This is a genomic window from Apilactobacillus kunkeei DSM 12361 = ATCC 700308 (assembly GCF_001281265.1).
GTDB lineage: Bacteria > Bacillota > Bacilli > Lactobacillales > Lactobacillaceae > Apilactobacillus > Apilactobacillus kunkeei.
The window spans coordinates 112,866-130,558 of sequence record NZ_JXDB01000007.1 but is presented as its reverse complement, the minus strand read 5'-3'; the positions used below and the strand labels follow the sequence as shown (position 1 = coordinate 130,558).

General features: G+C 35.4%; 17 protein-coding genes. All 17 read left to right on the top strand.

Annotated elements, in window-relative coordinates:
• Positions 1–11: 11 nt before the first annotated feature.
• The 17 genes from RZ79_RS03465 (at position 12) to rplS (ending at position 17,656) form a co-directional block, all read left to right on the top strand.
• Entirely contained in the window at positions 12–1,688 is a 1,677-nt protein-coding gene (locus tag RZ79_RS03465; protein WP_054450004.1) for a DAK2 domain-containing protein, read from the top strand.
• 51 nt (positions 1,689–1,739) lie between these two features.
• Positions 1,740–3,773 (top strand): ATP-dependent DNA helicase RecG, encoded by a 2,034-nt coding sequence (gene recG / locus RZ79_RS03460; RefSeq protein WP_054450002.1) that lies wholly within the window; start codon positions 1,740–1,742, stop codon positions 3,771–3,773.
• Positions 3,774–3,786: 13 nt separating this feature from the next.
• Entirely contained in the window at positions 3,787–4,827 is a 1,041-nt protein-coding gene (plsX, locus tag RZ79_RS03455) for a phosphate acyltransferase PlsX (protein WP_034533528.1), read from the top strand.
• Positions 4,828–4,876: 49 nt separating this feature from the next.
• Entirely contained in the window at positions 4,877–5,125 is a 249-nt protein-coding gene (gene acpP, locus RZ79_RS03450; RefSeq protein ID WP_034531085.1) for an acyl carrier protein, read from the top strand.
• Between the two features lie 62 nt (positions 5,126–5,187).
• Complete coding sequence (gene rnc, locus RZ79_RS03445) at positions 5,188–5,880, top strand: ribonuclease III (RefSeq protein ID WP_054450000.1); 693 nt, start codon at positions 5,188–5,190, stop codon at positions 5,878–5,880.
• A 21-nt stretch (positions 5,881–5,901) separates the two neighbouring features.
• Positions 5,902–9,453 (top strand): chromosome segregation protein SMC, encoded by a 3,552-nt coding sequence (smc, locus tag RZ79_RS03440; protein ID WP_054449998.1) that lies wholly within the window; start codon positions 5,902–5,904, stop codon positions 9,451–9,453.
• Positions 9,454–9,456: 3 nt separating this feature from the next.
• Positions 9,457–10,677 (top strand): signal recognition particle-docking protein FtsY, encoded by a 1,221-nt coding sequence (ftsY, locus tag RZ79_RS03435; protein ID WP_054449996.1) that lies wholly within the window; start codon positions 9,457–9,459, stop codon positions 10,675–10,677.
• A gap of 25 nt (positions 10,678–10,702) precedes the next feature.
• Positions 10,703–11,044 (top strand): putative DNA-binding protein, encoded by a 342-nt coding sequence (locus RZ79_RS03430; RefSeq protein WP_054449995.1) that lies wholly within the window; start codon positions 10,703–10,705, stop codon positions 11,042–11,044.
• A gap of 14 nt (positions 11,045–11,058) precedes the next feature.
• The gene (gene ffh, locus RZ79_RS03425) at positions 11,059–12,537 is read left to right on the top strand and encodes a signal recognition particle protein (RefSeq protein WP_054449993.1); all 1,479 of its coding nucleotides are present in this window, start codon (positions 11,059–11,061) and stop codon (positions 12,535–12,537) included.
• Positions 12,538–12,590: 53 nt separating this feature from the next.
• Positions 12,591–13,691: an ATP-binding protein gene (locus RZ79_RS03420; protein WP_054449991.1), complete on the top strand. Its 1,101-nt coding sequence runs from the start codon at positions 12,591–12,593 to the stop codon at positions 13,689–13,691.
• A 5-nt stretch (positions 13,692–13,696) separates the two neighbouring features.
• Positions 13,697–14,926, top strand: coding sequence for a DUF2201 family putative metallopeptidase (locus RZ79_RS03415; RefSeq protein WP_054449989.1), 1,230 nt, complete (start codon positions 13,697–13,699; stop codon positions 14,924–14,926).
• Between the two features lie 4 nt (positions 14,927–14,930).
• Positions 14,931–15,218 carry a hypothetical protein gene (locus RZ79_RS03410; RefSeq protein ID WP_054449987.1) on the top strand — a complete coding sequence of 96 codons (288 nt, stop codon included), beginning with the start codon at positions 14,931–14,933 and terminating at the stop codon, positions 15,216–15,218.
• 92 nt (positions 15,219–15,310) lie between these two features.
• A complete protein-coding gene (gene rpsP / locus RZ79_RS03405; protein WP_034531094.1) occupies positions 15,311–15,586 on the top strand; it encodes a 30S ribosomal protein S16 in 276 nt (91 codons plus the stop codon).
• A gap of 13 nt (positions 15,587–15,599) precedes the next feature.
• Entirely contained in the window at positions 15,600–15,857 is a 258-nt protein-coding gene (locus tag RZ79_RS03400; RefSeq protein ID WP_053795423.1) for a KH domain-containing protein, read from the top strand.
• Between the two features lie 55 nt (positions 15,858–15,912).
• Positions 15,913–16,437 carry a ribosome maturation factor RimM gene (gene rimM / locus RZ79_RS03395; protein WP_054449985.1) on the top strand — a complete coding sequence of 175 codons (525 nt, stop codon included), beginning with the start codon at positions 15,913–15,915 and terminating at the stop codon, positions 16,435–16,437.
• A complete protein-coding gene (trmD, locus tag RZ79_RS03390; RefSeq protein WP_054449983.1) occupies positions 16,427–17,173 on the top strand; it encodes a tRNA (guanosine(37)-N1)-methyltransferase TrmD in 747 nt (248 codons plus the stop codon). Before rimM ends, trmD begins: the two co-directional genes overlap by 11 nt.
• 126 nt (positions 17,174–17,299) lie before the next feature.
• The gene (gene rplS, locus RZ79_RS03385) at positions 17,300–17,656 is read left to right on the top strand and encodes a 50S ribosomal protein L19 (RefSeq protein WP_034531098.1); all 357 of its coding nucleotides are present in this window, start codon (positions 17,300–17,302) and stop codon (positions 17,654–17,656) included.
• Positions 17,657–17,693: the final 37 nt, after the last annotated feature.

The window sequence follows — 17,693 nt, the reverse complement described above, 5'->3', positions numbered from 1 at the left end:
GGTTCATTTTTGTGTCTATTTCAAATATAGATAGATCAGAATTTGATCAAATGGTGCAAGCCGCTGCCACTACCCTTAATAATAATGCAGAATTTATAAACTCACTTAATGTTTTCCCAGTTCCAGATGGTGATACTGGTACTAATATGAGTATGTCTTTCCAAAGTGGGGCTGATTATGTTAGTCGTGATACTAGTGAATCTGTTGGAGAATTGGCTCAATCATTAGCTAAAGGTCTATTGATGGGAGCAAGAGGTAACTCTGGAGTTATCTTGTCACAAATCTTTAGAGGTTTCTCAAAGTCTGTTGCTGAAAAGGATAACCTTTCTGCTCAAGACATCGTAGAAGCTTTTAAAAACAGTGAAAAAACAGCGTATGGTTCAGTTATGAAGCCAACTGAAGGAACAATTCTAACAGTTATTAGAGGGATTTCTGAAGCAGGTCAAAGCGCAACCACAAACGACTTAGCTGAATTATTTGATATTTTAGCTGATGCTGCTGAACAAGCTCTTCAAGCAACACCTGATTTGTTACCAGTATTGAAACAAGTTGGTGTTGTTGATTCAGGTGGACAAGGTTTAGTTTTCGTTGTTAAAGCATTTAGTGATGTTTTAAATGGACGAGAAATTGAATCTAGTCATCAACCAAATACTGGTGAAATGGATCAAATGATTGATGCAAGTCATGAACAAAGTCATGAAAGTGCACAAGGTAAGTTAAACCCAGACGACATTAAGTTTGGATACTGTACTCAAGTCATGGTTAGAATTGGTCGCGGTAAAGAAGTTGAATACGATTTTGACTACGATAAATTTTATGATCATTTAGCCGGTCTAGGTGACTCATTATTGGTTGTTAATGATGATGAAATTGTTAAGGTCCATGTTCATACTGAACAACCCGGTGAAGTTATTTCATGGGGTCAAAAGTTCGGTGACTTAGCCAACGTTAAGATTGATAATATGCGTCTACAACAAGAAACAATTATTGAAAAAGATGATGAATCTAAGAAAGAAACCAAATCAGCGCCAAAAGAAACAGCAATTATTGCAGTCGCTTCTGGTGATGGAATTGGTGAACTATTTACCAGTCTAGGTGTTACTGATGTTATTAAGGGTGGTCAAACCATGAACCCAAGTACCCAAGACATTCTAGATGCTATTAACAATAGTAATGCTAAGAAAGCAATTATTCTTCCAAATAACGGTAATATCTTTATGGCTGCTCAACAAGCTGCTGATGTTGCCGGAATCCCAGTTGAAATTGTTCACGCAAAGACAATTCAACAAGGTTTAACAACAATGCTTTCTTTCAATCCTGATGCTAGTCTAGAAGATAACGTATCTGAAATGGAAGATATGTTAGACACTGTAGTTAGTGGAGATGTTACTAACGCTGTTAGAGACACCGAAATTGATGGTGTTAAAATCAAGAAAGACGATTACATGGGAATTATCGATGGTAAGATTAAGGTTGTTAAAGACGACTTAAATGAAACTACTATCTATATGATTAAGGAAATGCTTGATGAAGATAGTGAAGTTGTAACCATTATTTATGGTGAAGGCATGACACAAGATCAGGCTGATGAACTAGCTGAACAAGTTGAATTGATTGATGATGACTTAGAAGTTGAAGTTCATCCGGGAGGACAACCAGTCTACCCATACTTAATTTCTGTTGAATAAAATGTCGGAGGTTTCTCCGATTTTTTTATTACATAAGTAAAATGAGGTGATATGTTGAAAGATTTAAATGATAGTGTGTCCGTTTTAAAGGGTGTTGGTCCTAAAAAGGTCGAAGCTTTGGATGAATTGGGTATTGATACTATATATGATTTATTGACATATTACCCATTTAGATACGATGATTTTCAAGTCAAAGACTTATCGCAAATTGAAGACCAAGAAAAGGTAACGATTAAGGGTAAGATTGCGGCCGATCCAGTGGTTGCACACTTCGGTCGGAAAAGAAATCTATTGAACATAAGACTATTGGTTGATAACGACGTCGTAAAGGTTACATTTTTTAATCAACCATGGTTAAAGAAACAGCTTCCGGTTGGAAAGGAAGTTCTTATATACGGTCGTTTTGATAAGGCCAAGGCGTCATTGTCTGGAATCAAGATTTTATCTTCGGTTGATGGTAATGAAATGAATCCAATTTATCCAGCTAACAAGCATATTCGTCAAAAGACAATCAGTGATTTGGTGAAGTTAGCGTTTGATGAATACAAGGATGTAATTGATGATGTCATTCCAGAAGACATAATTGAAAAATATAAACTGGAATCACAAAAACAAGTTATTCATGATATGCATTTCCCCAATGATACAAAGGATGCATACCTAGCTAGAAGAACAGCGAAGTTTAATGAATTCTTCTTATTTCAAATGCGTTTGCAAGCATTAAAAAGTGAAGAACAAAAGGATGCTGGTTTAGTCATTAAGTTTAACCAAGATGATATGGATGCTTTTATTAACCAACTTCCATTTTCATTAACAAATGCACAACAGCGTGTGGTAAATGAAATTCAAAACGATTTATCATCGACTCGTCAGATGAACCGTTTGCTTCAAGGGGATGTAGGTTCTGGTAAAACAATTGTGGCTTCTTTAGCAATCCTGGCATGTATTGATGGCGGATATCAATCGGCCTTAATGGCACCGACTGAAATATTGGCTGAACAACATGCTAATAAACTAGCAACACTCTTTAAAGATACAAAAGTGAATATTGCGTTGTTAACTGGTGATACGAAACCGGCTGCCAGAAAAGAACTTTTACCAAGAATTAAGTCTGGTGAAATTAACTTGGTTATTGGAACCCATGCCTTGATTCAAGATAGCGTTGAATACAAGAATTTAGGTTTAGCCATTATCGATGAACAACATCGTTTTGGTGTAAACCAACGTGCTAAGTTAAGACAGAAAAACGATGGAACAAACGTTTTAGCAATGACGGCAACGCCTATTCCTAGAACTTTAGCCATTACTTCATATGGCGAAATGGATGTTTCAATTATTGACGAACTACCTAATGGTCGCCAACCAGTTAAAACGGCGTGGATCAAAGAAGGTCAATTCAAGAATTCTGTTGGTTTTATCAAAGAAAGATTGAATGCCGGAGAACAAATCTACGTGGTAACACCATTGGTTGAGGAATCAGAAGCTGTCGATATGAAGAATGCCATCAACATCTATGACAATTTTAAGAATATGTTCGAACCAGAATTCAAAGTTGGTCTACTTCATGGTAGAATGAAAGATGAAGATAAAAATTTGGTGATGACAGAATTTAAAAACAATGAGTTTCAAATTTTGGTCTCTACGACAGTTATTGAAGTAGGTGTGGACGTTAGTAATGCCACTATGATGATAGTATTTAATGCTGATCATTTTGGATTGGCTCAGTTACATCAATTACGAGGTCGAGTTGGAAGAGGAAGTAGTCAGTCATACTGTTTATTAGTATCTGATCCCAAAACTGAGACAGGTGTTAAACGAATGAATGTCATGGTTGAAAGTAACGATGGTTTCGTTATATCGCAAAAGGACCTAGAACTTAGAGGACCTGGTGATATCATGGGGAAAGCACAATCTGGTCTTCCTGATTTTAAGGTAGGAGATCCGGTTGCAGATTTAACGATGCTAAGTGTTGCACAACAAGAGGCAATTCAGATTGTAAGTACAAATGATTGGCAAAACAATCCAATGTATAGTAAATTATATAGTTACGTTCACCAAAAAAATAATAAGAAAATGTTTGATTAAAGGAGTTTTATAAATGAAAATCGCAATTGATGCCATGGGTGGAGACAACGCCCCATTAGAAGTTGTTAAAGGGGTAGAAATGGCAAGAGACCAATATCCTGATATTGAATTCAAGTTATTCGGTCAAATCGATAAAGTTAAACCATTAATTCAAAACGAAGAAAGAATTGAACTAGTTCAATCTGACGAAATTATCGAAATGGGTGAAGAACCTGTTAAGGCTGTTATGAAGAAGAAAAACTCAAGTCTAGACATGGCTGCTCAAGCTGTTAAAGATAAAGAAGCAGACGCATTCTTCTCAGCTGGTAACACTGGTGCTATTCTAGCTGCTGGTCTATTCATTATTGGTAGAATTAAAGGAATTGATCGTCCAGGTCTTGCAACTACTTTACCAATCGTAAATGATGAAGACCATGATAACTTTGTTATGCTAGATGTTGGAGCTAATGCTGAATCAAAACTATTCAACTTATACCAATACGCATTCATGGGTAAGTACTATGCTGAAACTGTTAGACATATTGAAAACCCACGTATCGGTCTATTAAACAACGGTACTGAAGCAGATAAAGGTGACTCACTACATAAGGCAGCTAACGAAATGCTATCTAAGGATGAAAACCTAAACTTCATTGGTAACGTTGAATCACGTGAATTATTAAATGGTGCTGCTGATGTTGTTGTTACTGATGGTTTTACTGGTAACGCCGCATTAAAGGCAATCGAAGGAACTGCACTTTCATTACTTACTCTAATCAAGGGTGAAATCATGTCCGGTGGCGTTAAGTCAAAAGTTGGTGCTTTAATGCTTAAGCCAACATTCAAGAAGATTGCTAAGGAAATGGATTACTCACAATATGGTGGTGCCGTATTAATGGGTACTAAGGCTCCTGTTGTTAAGGCTCACGGTAGTAGTGAAGCTGTTACAATCAAGAACACTATTTTCCAAATTAAGACAATGATTGATAATAAGACTATTGATGACGTTGTTGAATATTTTGATAAGCATGCTGATGATATGCAACAAATCAAACAAAACGCCAAAAATAACTAAAAATCTGTTATAATTAGAATTATCAATTACGATTTTAAGGAGATAGATTATGACAAAAGAAGAAGTATTTAACAAAATTGCTGATATGGTTGCTGATCAATTCAGTATTGATAGAGATACCATTAAAGGTGATTTAAACTTTCAAAACGATTTAGACGCTGATTCAATTGATTTTGTTGAGTTTGTATTATCTCTAGAAAGTACTTTTGGTACTGATATCTCAGATGAAGATGCAGAAAACATTAAGACTATTGATGAAGCTGTAGACTACGTTATGTCTAACGCTGATAACAAATAATTAAAAAGGCGATTACTCAATAGTAATCGTCTTTTGTTGTATTATTCACTGGAGGGAAAGACTTGGAAAAAGAATTTGATGATTTATTAGAAAAACGATTTAACATTAAGTTCAAGGATGAATCATTATTAGATGAAGCCTTTACTCAAGCTTCATACGTTAATGAACATCCAGGTAAGAATTTGAAATTTTATGAACGAATTGAATTTTTGGGTGATGCTGTTTACGAACTAGTAGTATCAGAATACATTTACAAACGTTATCCAAATTTACCACAAGGCCGTTTAACTAGATTAAGAGCCGCAATGGTAAATGAACACAGCTTTAGCAGTTTTGCTAGAGAATGTGAATTTGATAAGTACATTCGTTTAGGTAAGGGTGAAGAAAAAGCTCAAGCTAGAACTAGAGATTCACTATTATGTGATATTTTTGAATCATTCATTGGGGCAGTATATCTTGACCAAGGAATGGAACCTGTAGTTAAGTTTTGTCATCAAGTAATTTTCCCTAAATTAGACGAGGGATGGTTCGACGAATTCTTTGATCACAAAACTGAATTACAAGAATTAGCACAATCAAATGGACCAGTTGATATTGAATATCACTTATTAGACGAAAATGGTCCGGAAAACGACCGTCGTTTTAAGGTATCCGTTACCATCGATGGTGTTGAAAAAGGTATTGGCCTAGGTCACTCCAAGAAGAATGCAGAACAAGGTGCTGCTAAGAAGGCAATTAAAAACCTTACAGAATAAAAACAGGATGGGGAAATCACTTTGAAGTTAAAATCATTAGAGATTGCTGGATTTAAATCCTTTGCAAACAAAACAACCATTAACTTTACAGATGGTTTAACTGCGATTGTTGGTCCTAATGGTAGTGGTAAAAGTAATGTTATTGAAGCTATCAGATGGGTACTCGGTGAACAATCTTCTAAGACTTTACGTGGTTCAAAGATGTCCGACGTTATTTTTTCTGGTTCTAGTACTCATAAACCGGTCAATCGTGCCGAAGTTAAGTTAACCTTGGACAATACCGACCAATACATTAATAGTTCATATTCAGAAATTATTATTACAAGACGCTTGTATCGTAGCGGTGAAAGCCAATACTTAATTAATAATTCTGAATGCCGATTGAAGGATATCAATAATCTATTTATGGACACAGGGATGGGAATTGGTTCATTTTCAATCATTTCTCAAGGTAGCGTTGAAGATATCTTTAACAGTAAGCCTGAAGATCGTCGTTCTATTATTGAAACAGCAGCTGGTGTTTACAAGTATAAACAACAAAAGCATGATGCCAACTTAAAGCTTCAACAAACTCATGAAAATCTTGATAGAGTTGAAGACATTATTTTCGAACTTAAAGATCGAAATGACCAATTAAAAGAGCAAAGTGAAACGGCAATTAAGTATTTAGATTTGAAAAAAGAATTGAAAAAATACGATGTTTCAAGAATTGCACTTGAATTAAATCAAGTTGGTGCTGATTGGAATAACACCAAGACGATTATTGCTGAGGAAAAGCAAAACGCCGAAGATATTAACAAACACTTAAATGAGCTTACCAGTCAAAAGAAGTCATTAAATGAACAACTTGAGGTTCTTCTAACAAAGAAGGAAGAACAACAAGATAATCTGTTGAACTACTCTAAGAAGATTGAGCAATTATCAGGTCAACAAAATCTTTCCAAGCAAGAAATTGAATTTAAAAAGACTAGTTTGAAGGAACATAAAGCCAACCTAGAAAAGTTAAATTCACAAGTTGCTGATTTACAAACAAAAGAAAAAGAAATCAACTCTGAAATCGACAAGTTAAATCAAGAAATTGATAAGCATAAACAATATCTTGAAGAAATTGATGAGGATAAGATTGACCAAATGATTGCTGATAAAAAGGAAGAGTATGAGGATGTTCGTGGTGAATATTTAGCGATTATGCAAAAAATTGCTAATGTTAACAATGAATCTACTTACTTAGAAAAGACCCAAAAGCAAGCTGATGTACAAAATGACTCCAATCGTCAAAAGATTTCTGGAGTAAACAATGAAATCAATCAATTAGAACAATCAGTCAAAGAGTTAAATCAGGCTTATAACAAGAAGAATGAAGAAGTTCAAAAGGTGCAAAGCGATTTTAACGACTATCAAGCTCAGGTGAACGGTCTAAAAAAACAAGTAGATAATCAACAAGCCATTTGGTACAAACAATTAGAAGATACGCAAAACCTTAAAATTAAATATAATAGTTTGAATAATTTGCAAAACGATCATAGTAATTTTTATCGTGGTGCCCAAAGTGTCTTAAATAATAAAAAACATCTTAATGGTGTATTGGGTTCAGTATCCGACTTTATCAAAGTACCTGCTGAATATACCACAGCAATTGAAACTGCTTTAGGTAATCAATTACAACAAATTGTGGTCACTAACAATTCTTCAGCTAGACAAGCGGTTAAGTTTTTAAACGATAATCGTTTGGGAAGAGCTACTTTCTTGCCCGTTAATGAAATTTCACAACGCAGCGTTAACAATAACGTTTTAAGTACCTGTCAAAATAGCGATGGATTCATTGGTGTGGCCAACGAATTGGTCCAAATTAATGACAAACTTAAATCAGTTACTAGTCATTTGTTAGGTAATGTTTTAATCGTTAATGATTTACATACTGCTACCGATATTGGTAACAAGATTAGACATTCTAACCGAATTGTGACCCTAAGTGGTGAAATCGTTAATGCTGGTGGTTCAATCACCGGTGGTTCTAACAAACGTCAATATGATGGTGTCTTGACCCAAAAGAATAAGTTAGAAGAGTTAGAAAAGCAATTTAAGGAAAGCCAAGAGGTTGCCAAGCAGACTGAGGCTAAGCTGGTTGAATTACAAGATCAACTAAAAGAGTTAAATGCTAAATCTGACTCTTTCTATGACAATAAGCGTAAATACGATGGTCAACTAGACTCAATCAATAACAAATTGACCTTTGCTAAGGAATCCTTAGTTAGAAAGCAACGTGAACTAAAGGCAATCAGAATGTCTAATGGTGGATTGTTTGACGATGATATTGATGAAAAACAACGTCAAAACAAGAAACTAAAAGAACAATTGAATGTTGATTTGGTAAATAATCAAACTAAATCAAAAGATATTCAAGAAAAGATTGAAACTTTGGAATCAATGAAGGATAATAACTCTTCAAAGGTACAGTCAACGCGTGAAAAATTGATTGTATTGAAGGAAAAACTATCCAATTTCCGTGACCAAAAGGCAAACCTAATTGAAGATTTTGATCGATTAGATGCTGATATTGATGACGAAAAAGACAACATTGATGAGTTAAATGAAGCAATTAGTAATAATATGCTTTCAGTAAACCAAGATGACGAAATTAAGTTAGTTAACCAACAAATCCAGGTTATCCAAAGTAATCTACAAGAATGCAAAGAATCCATTGATGAGCATCAAGCTGAAATCAAAGAAATTGAAGACCAAATTGATAAGCAAACAATGGACTCTGTTAACCAACAAAATTATCTAAATAAACAAACTAACAAGTTTGATCAATTGGAAAAGCAACTTGCTAGTCTAAAACAACAACTAATTGGTAAGTATGAGGTTAACCTAAATGAAATTGATGATATTGTTGTCGACGATACCATCGATAATATTAAGGCTCATATCGACGATTTACGTCGTTCAATCGACCATCTAGGAGTTGTCAATGTATCCGCAATTGATGAGTACAAGGAAGTATCAAAACGATACGAATTTCTAGTACAACAATCAGATGATTTGAAGAATTCTAGCCAACAACTAACTGATACCATGAACAAGATTGATGTTACTGTTGAAAAGAAATTTAAGGATACTTTCGATTCAATTGCTACCCAATTCTCAAAAGTTTATAACGAAATTTTTGGTGGTGGAAAAGCAAAATTATTACTTACAGATCCGAATGATTTGTTAACTACTGGAATTGAAATTATGGCACAACCACCTGGTAAGAAGTACCGTCATATGTCTTTATTATCAGGGGGAGAAAAAGCATTAACAGCCATTGCATTACTTTTCGCCGTGTTAAAAGTTAAGCCGGTACCTTTCAGTATCTTGGATGAAGCTGAATCCGCATTGGATGCAGAAAACGTCGATAGATACGCCCGATACATGACTAAACTAGACGATGGAACGCAATTTATCGTTATCACGCATAGAAAAGAAACAATGGTTTATGCCGATACATTGTATGGAGTTACCATGCAAAATTCCGGAGTTTCTAAAGTGGTTACAGCTAACCTAAACAAATTTAATGCCGCGGAGGAATAAGCTATGGGATTATTTGATATTTTTAAAAAGCGTAATAACGAAGAAGAAAAAAACAATAGTAAAGTTGAAGAAGTAAAAAGCGATGAAACTGCTGCTGTTGATGATGGACAAAAAACAGATGATAAAGTTGACCAAGTTAGTGAACAAGCAACTGTAACTAGTGAAAAAGAACAAGAACCATCTGACCAAGAAGAAGATTCAAAAGAATCAGACGTTGATGACAACGCTGACGAAGAAAAAGTTGAAGAACAAACTGTTGAGAAACAACCATCTGCTGAAAAGTCTGTTGAAGATGATCAAACTAAGTTTACTGAAGGACTAGAAAAATCCAGAAGTACATTTGGGGAACGTTTGAACCGTTTGTTTGCTAACTTCAGAAGTGTTGATGAAGACTTCTTCGAAGACCTAGAAGATACTCTAATTGAATCAGACGTTGGATTTGATATGGCTGTTAGCTTAACAGACCAATTAAGGGATGAAGTTAAGTTACAAAATTCCAAGAGTAAAGATGATGTTCAAAACGTTATCATTCAAAAGATGATTGATATCTATGATCAAAATGGTAATGATGAAAATACCGAAATTCATTTTGCTAGCCAAGGCCCAACTGTTATTTTATTCGTTGGGGTTAATGGTGTTGGTAAGACTACTACAATCGGTAAGATGGCTAATATGTACAAGCAACAAGGCAAGAAAGTATTATTAGCTGCCGCAGATACATTTAGAGCTGGTGCTATTCAACAATTAGATGAATGGGCAAAACGTGATGGTGTTGATATCGTCAAGAAGCCTGAACAAAGCGACCCATCTGCAGTTGTTTATGAAGCAGTTCATAAGGCTAAAGATGAAAACTATGATATTTTATTCGTAGATACTGCTGGTAGACTTCAAAACAAGGTTAATTTAATGAACGAACTTGCTAAGATGAAGAAGGTCTTAACTAGAGAAATTCCAGACGCTCCTCATGAAGTCTTATTAGTTCTAGATTCAACCACAGGTCAAAACGCCTTAAACCAAGCTAAGCTATTCAAGGAAACCACCAATGTTTCTGGTATCGTGTTAACTAAACTAGATGGTACTGCCAAAGGTGGAATTGTTTTAGCAATTAGAAATGAACTTCATGTTCCAGTTAAGTACGTTGGTTTAGGTGAAAAGGTAGAAGATTTAAGAGAATTTAACGCAAATGATTTTGTATATGGATTATTTAAGGGTCTAATTAAATAGTCTGAACTGAAAGGACTTGATTTAATTGGAAATGGAAAAAAATTATCGAATTAATTCTTTATTCGAATTTTATCGTCCATTATTAACAAATAAGCAAGATAGTTATATTCAACTTTATTATGCTGACGATTACTCATTGGGAGAAATTTCTGAAGAGTTTAATGTCAGTAGACAGGCTGTGTATGATAACATAAGAAGAACAGAAGTAATTCTGGAAAAATATGAAGCACAACTTCACTTGTATGCAGATTTTGTGAAAAGAAATGATCAAACTGATGCAATTAGAAATTACGTTAAGGATAACTATCCAAATGACGATAAACTAAATCAATTAGTTGATGATTTAGAAGTAACTGAAGAAAAATGAAAGTGGTGAAATAAATGGCATTTGAAGGATTAACAGAACGTCTTCAAAAAGCAATGCGTAATTTACGTGGTAAAGGTAAAGTTTCTGAAGCTGACTTAAGAGAAACTATGCGTGAAATTAGACTTGCTTTACTTGAAGCCGATGTTAACTTCACAGTTGTAAGAAATTTTGTTAAGCGTGTCCAAGAACGTTCTCGTGGAGCGGAAGTATTGGAAGGATTGAATCCAGCTCAACAAATCGTAAAGATTGTTAATGAAGAATTAACAAAGACAATGGGTGAAGAAGCAGTCCCATTGAACAAATCTGAAAAGATTCCAACTGTTATCATGATGGCTGGTTTACAAGGGGCAGGTAAAACTACCACTGTTGGTAAATTAGCTTTAAAACTTAAAAAAGAAGAAAATGCTCGTCCATTACTAATCGCAGCCGACGTTTACCGTCCAGCTGCCATCGACCAATTGGAAACAGTTGGGAAACAAATTGATGTTCCTGTTTTCCAACAAGGCACTGATGTCGATCCAGTTGAAATTGTTAGAAATGGGATGGCAAAGGCCAAAGAAGACCATAATGACTACGTATTAATCGATACTGCTGGTCGTCTACAAATCGATGAAGCCTTAATGGACGAATTAAAGAACATTAAGGAATTGACTCATCCTGATGAAATCCTATTGGTTGTTGATGCAATGACTGGTCAAAATGCCGTTAATACCGCAGAAGGCTTTAACGATGCACTAGATATTACCGGTGTTGTTTTAACTAAGTTAGATGGTGACACTCGTGGTGGGGCTGCCCTTTCAATTCGTGAAGTAACCCAAAAACCAATTAAGTTTGTGGGACAAGGTGAAAAGATGGAAGCACTTGATGTCTTCCATCCAGACCGTATGGCTTCTCGTATTCTTGGAATGGGTGACATTCTATCGTTAATCGAAAAGACTCAAAATGATTATGATGAAAAGCAAGCCAAAGAATTAGCCGAAAAGATGCAAAACAATACTTTTGGATTTGAAGATTTCCTAGACCAACTAGAACAAATTCAAAAGATGGGTCCTTTGGATGAAATCATGAAGATGATTCCAGGGATGGCTAATAATCCTGCCTTGAAGAACGTGAACATGGATCCTAAGGATTTAGAACACATCAAGGCAATTATCTATTCAATGACTTATGAAGAACGTAATAATCCTGATTTATTAAATCCATCAAGAAGACGTCGTATCTCACGTGGATGTGGACGTCCAATTCAAGAAGTTAACCGTATGATTAAACAATTTAATCAAATGAAAGACATGATGAATAAGATGTCTAAGGGTAATATGTCTGGTATGGAACAAATGATGGGTAACATGGGCATGGACGGAATGCCTTCAATGCCAGGAATGGGTGGCGGCCTAGGTGGCAAGATCTCACAAATGGCAATGAAACGCATGAGCAGAAAAATTAGCAAAAAAATGAATAAAAATAAGCACAAACGTAACAAAAAACGCAAATAATGGAAAAGGCATAATTACCCTGGGTAGTTGTGTCTTTTTTAGGAGGGATGTTTATGGCATTAGGTTTTATTAAAACAATGCAAGCTGTAGATTTGATTGAAAAAAGTGGTGCGGTAGCAAATATCGTTGGTCTTGCTGGAATTGGGAAGTCTGCACTTGTAAGTCAATTAGCTGAGCAAAATCACGCCAAATTATTTACTACAGTTGTGAGTTTATCTGAAAAAGGTGATTTAGCTATTCCTGTGCCACCATTAACAGACAAGTCATTTATTGAAACTGACAAGTATGGAACACTAGCAGATGTTAAATTCGGTTACTCTCACACGATTATTGAAATTATTAAATATGCTGAGGCTAATCCGTACAAACTAATCTATTGGTTCTTAGATGAATTTAATCGTGGAACTTCTGACGTACAAAGTGAGCTAATGAATTTAGTATTACAACGCCGCATTAATTCGGTGGTATTACCAAAGCAAGTCCACATCATCATTGCTGAAAACCCTGATGATATTAGTTCTAATTATGATGTCTATGCTAGTGACGACGCTATCACCGATAGAACTGTACACGTGAACATGCAAACTGATGCAAACGATTGGCTAAAGTGGGCAAAAGAGAACCAAGTTAACCAACAAGTCATTAATTTTATTAGTGACAATCCCGAATTTTTAGATTATGGCCATGATGAAATTAAACCGACGCCTAGATCTTGGCACCGTGTTTCAAACATCATTAATCAATACAACGACGATTATGATGAAGACATTTTAAGCGAGGTCATCTCGGGAAATGTAGGACCATCCATTGCAGAAGCCTTTATTAAATTCATGCATCAATCTATCGATGATAAGATTGATTTAAATGGCGACTTACAAGATGTCGTTGATAAACTAGCCTCTAACGATGAGGTTACTAAGCAATCATTAGTCAGTGAATACGTAACTGCATTATCAACATTAAGTGATGACACTTGCCACCGTTTAACAACGTTTATCGACTTATTAAGTTCAGATGGTCAATACGCGATTGCTAGAATATTGATTAATGATAGTGGGTTAATCGATGACATCTACAACATGGCCGAAACCAGTTTAGCTGCTAAGCAGTTATATGATATGTTAACCAAAATCAGTTTTAATGCATACAGGTGATTAATATGACACTTAATAGTGATATTTACGACCTAATTCATAAAAAATCAAAGCAAAATAGTCCAATTGAGATGGATGGAATTATTGCTAAAGGGATTTTATCCTTAATTCATAATAAGAGCTTCTATGGCGAAATTTTGCTCCATTTAAACAGGAATGCAGATGATACGATTGATTCATTTCTGGCATTGAAGTGGTCAAATAACCAATTGGAATTGGCATATAATCCTACTCATTTAAATGATGATGTTGCAGATGATAATGATTTGGTTGCAATCCTGGAGCATCTAGCCATGCATATCGTGTGGTTGCATCCCCTCAGATACGTCAATCACAGTCAATTGAATGACGTGGCCTCCGATGTGGCCGTTAACCAATACGTTACCGATGTTTATTCCAAGGGATGGACGCTAGATAAGATTAACTACCAATATAATCTTGATATGAAACCAAATCTGGATTCGAGTCAATACGCTAAACAGCTTTACGATTTGTTTAGTCAGGATAAACAGGATGGTGTTGGTAAATTAGATAATGATAACCTTCGAATTGTCGATGATCATCGATATTTTGATGATGAGGGCAATATCAGTAATCAAGACTATGACCAAAGAAAAGAAACAATCTATAAGCTATTAAGGGATGCTTATAGCCAATATCGTGGTGAACTTTCAATGGCAGTTAATAAGCAGCTTAAGTCTGTTATGATGCCTAGAATAAATTTACGACAAATCGTAAGCAGACTTACTGGAAATAAGAGTAATCGATCAAAGAAGACATATAACCGATTTAACCGCAGACAACCATATCGCATGGATATTGCAGGAAGGATTGGACGTCAGAGTGAACATGTAAACGTCTTTATTGATAGTTCGGGTTCAATCAGCGATGATCAATATACCAATATGGTTAGTGTCGTTAAGGAAATTCAATCGATGCGAAATATTGAGGTTAATTGCTATACGTTTGATGCTGAGGTTCATACGATTAGCGATAGTCTGTTATCCAATAAACGGTTATTAAAGGGTGGTACCAAGTACCAAAGCATTGTTGACTATGTCAACAATCATAAATTGGCTAAGCAGGGATGCATTATTTTCACCGACGGTAAGGGTGAAGAATATTTGAACCAATCAAACTTGAATATTACCTGGGTTCTATTGGACTACTACGACGATTTATCAGTACTTAATCAAAAAGACAACGTCTTATATTTAGACCAAATTAGGATGTGATAAAATGTTAGAACCGGATATATTAAAAATGGCGATTAATAATAACGTCAATATTAAAAGAGCAAAGGCATTACTATCTAATTCTTGGGATGAGATTTATGAAGACTCTCCATTTGTGGCAAAGATGTCAGTTAATGATGTTAATCTAGCCAAGGAGTTAGTTAGAAATCAGATATTTGAGAATGTTAAAGTTGATTTTGATGATTATCAAAGCGTCCATAATTTTGTTATTTATAACGAAAAATACATGGATCAACTAGCAAAAAGTGCTCTTTTAGCTGATTTTCAATAAAAAAATCATGGTGTAAAGAAAAAAACCTTTACAAGCATCTAAATAACTGTTATATTTAATATCGTTAAAAGAAATACAGGAGGTGTTTATTAATGTCTGTTAAAATTCGTTTGAAGAGAATGGGTTCAAAGAAGCGTCCTTTCTACCGTGTTGTAGTTGCTGATTCACGTAGCCCTCGTGATGGTCGTTTCATCCAAACTGTTGGTACTTACAATCCATTAACTCAACCAAGTACTGTTAAACTAGAAGAAGAAGATATCTTCGAATGGTTAAACAAGGGTGCACAACCTTCAGATACTGTACGTAACTTACTATCTGATGCTGGTATCATGAAGAAATATCATGAAGCTAAATACTCTAAGAAATAAGTGATATCGAGTTATGACTAATTTTGATGAGCTGATTAAAAAAATCGTAAAACCACTGGTGGAATATCCAGAGGATGTTGCTATCGATCATAGTGAATCGGATCGTTTCTATGAATATCATCTTGTTACCAATCCTACCGATGTCGGTAGAATTATCGGTAAAAAGGGCCATGTAGCACAAACAATTCGTACGATTGTTTATAGTGCTCGTGTTTCTGGTGATAAGCGCGTAAGACTGATTATTGATGATAGTAAGAATAAAAACTCTTAAATGAAACCTTGGTGTTTTGTTTAAGAGTTTTTTAACATAAAAGGGGAAATGAATAATGAACTTTTATAATATTGGAAAGATTGTAAATACTCAGGGACTTCGTGGTGAAGTTCGTGTAATGTCTATTACCGATTTCCCTGAAAAACGTTTTAAAGTTGGTAATGAAGTTTATGCGTTTTTAAATGATACTAAGAGTGAAAAGTTAGTGATCGATGGTGTTAGAACTCATAAGAACTTCATCTTGCTACACTTTAAAGACAAGCCAACTATCAATGATGTTGAATACTTAAAACCTTCGGAATTAAAGATTGCTGAAGATCAACTTGATAGTGATGACTTACAACCTGGCGAATACTACTATCACCAAATCATTGGTTTAGATGTTTTAGATACTGATGGACAAAAGATTGGTTCCGTTAAGGAAATTCTTTCACCAGGTGCCAATGATGTTTGGGTTGTCTCACGTGATAACAAGTCCGATTTATTATTACCTAAGATTGATTCAGTTATCTTAGATGTTAATTTAGACGATGAAATAATTACTGTGGATGTTCCTAGGGGGCTCGACGATGAAGATTGATATCTTAAGCTTGTTTCCAGATATGTTTGATGGCCCTTTGGGTGATTCAATCCTTGGAAAAGCAAAGGATAAAGGATTATTAGATATTAATATCACTAACTTTAGAGACTTTTCGACCAACAAGCACGGTAACGTTGATGACTACCCGTTTGGTGGTGGTGCGGGAATGTTACTACAAGCTCAACCTATTTTTGATGCACTTACTCACACCCAAGAAGAAGCTGCTAAGGAAGGCATTTCTAAGGGACGTGTAATTCTATTGGATCCGGCAGGAAAGAAGTTCGATCAAAAAGAGGCCGAAAAGCTATCTAAAGAAGACCATTTAACGTTCATTTGTGGTCACTATGAAGGATATGACGAAAGAATTAAGACATTAGTTACTGATGAATACTCATTGGGTGACTTTGTCTTAACTGGTGGAGAACTACCAGCAATGGTGATGATTGATGCAACTGCTCGATTATTATCTGATGTTTTGGGTAATGATGAATCAGCACCAGGTGATTCATTCTCAAGTGGATTACTAGAATATCCTCAATACACTAGACCGGCAGATTTTAGGGGAATGACAGTACCTGATGTGTTGACTAGTGGTAACCACCAAAAGATTGAAGAATGGCGCGAAAAAGAGGCGCTAAGAAAGACTTACATTAGACGCCCAGACTTAATTGATTACAGTCAATTAACTGATTTACAAAAGAAATTGTTAGCGGAAGTAAAAATAGAAGAGGAATAAAATAATCTTTACAAGTAATTGCGGTTATGTTAGTATTTTAGTTGACTATTTTTATAGTTAAATAAAAACGGTATTCCGCTGTTGCAACAAGTAAAGACAAGAATGCTAGTTGGAGGATGTTATATTATGCGTCAAAACGAATTAATCTCAAAGATTAACGCGGAACAACTAAAGAGTGATGTTCCAGAATTTAGAGCCGGAGATACTGTTAAGGTATCTGTAAAGGTTGTTGAAGGTAGCAACGAACGTATCCAAGTATTCGAAGGTGTTGTTATCAAACGCCACGGTACAGGTATCCAAGCTACTTACACTGTTCGTAAGATTACTTCAGGTGTAGGTGTTGAACGTATCTTCCCACTACACTCACCACGTGTTGCTAAGTTAGAAGTAACTCGTCGTGGTGCCGTACGTCGTGCTAAGCTATACTACTTACGCGAACGTCATGGTAAGGCTGCTCGTATTAAAGAAGCACGTCGTCGTTAAGATAAAATTTATATCTAAAATGAAGAGTAACGCTTAT

Bases quoted from the DNA above. Each gene is read 5' to 3' on its own strand.
- recG (WP_054450002.1), top strand. From the start codon at position 1,740: ATGTTGAAAGATTTAAATGATAGTGTGTCCGTTTTAAAGGGTGTTGGT.
- plsX (WP_034533528.1), top strand. From the start codon at position 3,787: ATGAAAATCGCAATTGATGCCATGGGTGGAGACAACGCCCCATTAGAA.
- acpP (WP_034531085.1), top strand. From the start codon at position 4,877: ATGACAAAAGAAGAAGTATTTAACAAAATTGCTGATATGGTTGCTGAT.
- ftsY (WP_054449996.1), top strand. From the start codon at position 9,457: ATGGGATTATTTGATATTTTTAAAAAGCGTAATAACGAAGAAGAAAAA.
- ffh (WP_054449993.1), top strand. From the start codon at position 11,059: ATGGCATTTGAAGGATTAACAGAACGTCTTCAAAAAGCAATGCGTAAT.
- RZ79_RS03420 (WP_054449991.1), top strand. From the start codon at position 12,591: ATGGCATTAGGTTTTATTAAAACAATGCAAGCTGTAGATTTGATTGAA.
- RZ79_RS03415 (WP_054449989.1), top strand. From the start codon at position 13,697: ATGACACTTAATAGTGATATTTACGACCTAATTCATAAAAAATCAAAG.
- RZ79_RS03410 (WP_054449987.1), top strand. From the start codon at position 14,931: ATGTTAGAACCGGATATATTAAAAATGGCGATTAATAATAACGTCAAT.
- rpsP (WP_034531094.1), top strand. From the start codon at position 15,311: ATGTCTGTTAAAATTCGTTTGAAGAGAATGGGTTCAAAGAAGCGTCCT.
- RZ79_RS03400 (WP_053795423.1), top strand. From the start codon at position 15,600: ATGACTAATTTTGATGAGCTGATTAAAAAAATCGTAAAACCACTGGTG.
- rimM (WP_054449985.1), top strand. From the start codon at position 15,913: ATGAACTTTTATAATATTGGAAAGATTGTAAATACTCAGGGACTTCGT.
- trmD (WP_054449983.1), top strand. From the start codon at position 16,427: ATGAAGATTGATATCTTAAGCTTGTTTCCAGATATGTTTGATGGCCCT.
- rplS (WP_034531098.1), top strand. From the start codon at position 17,300: ATGCGTCAAAACGAATTAATCTCAAAGATTAACGCGGAACAACTAAAG.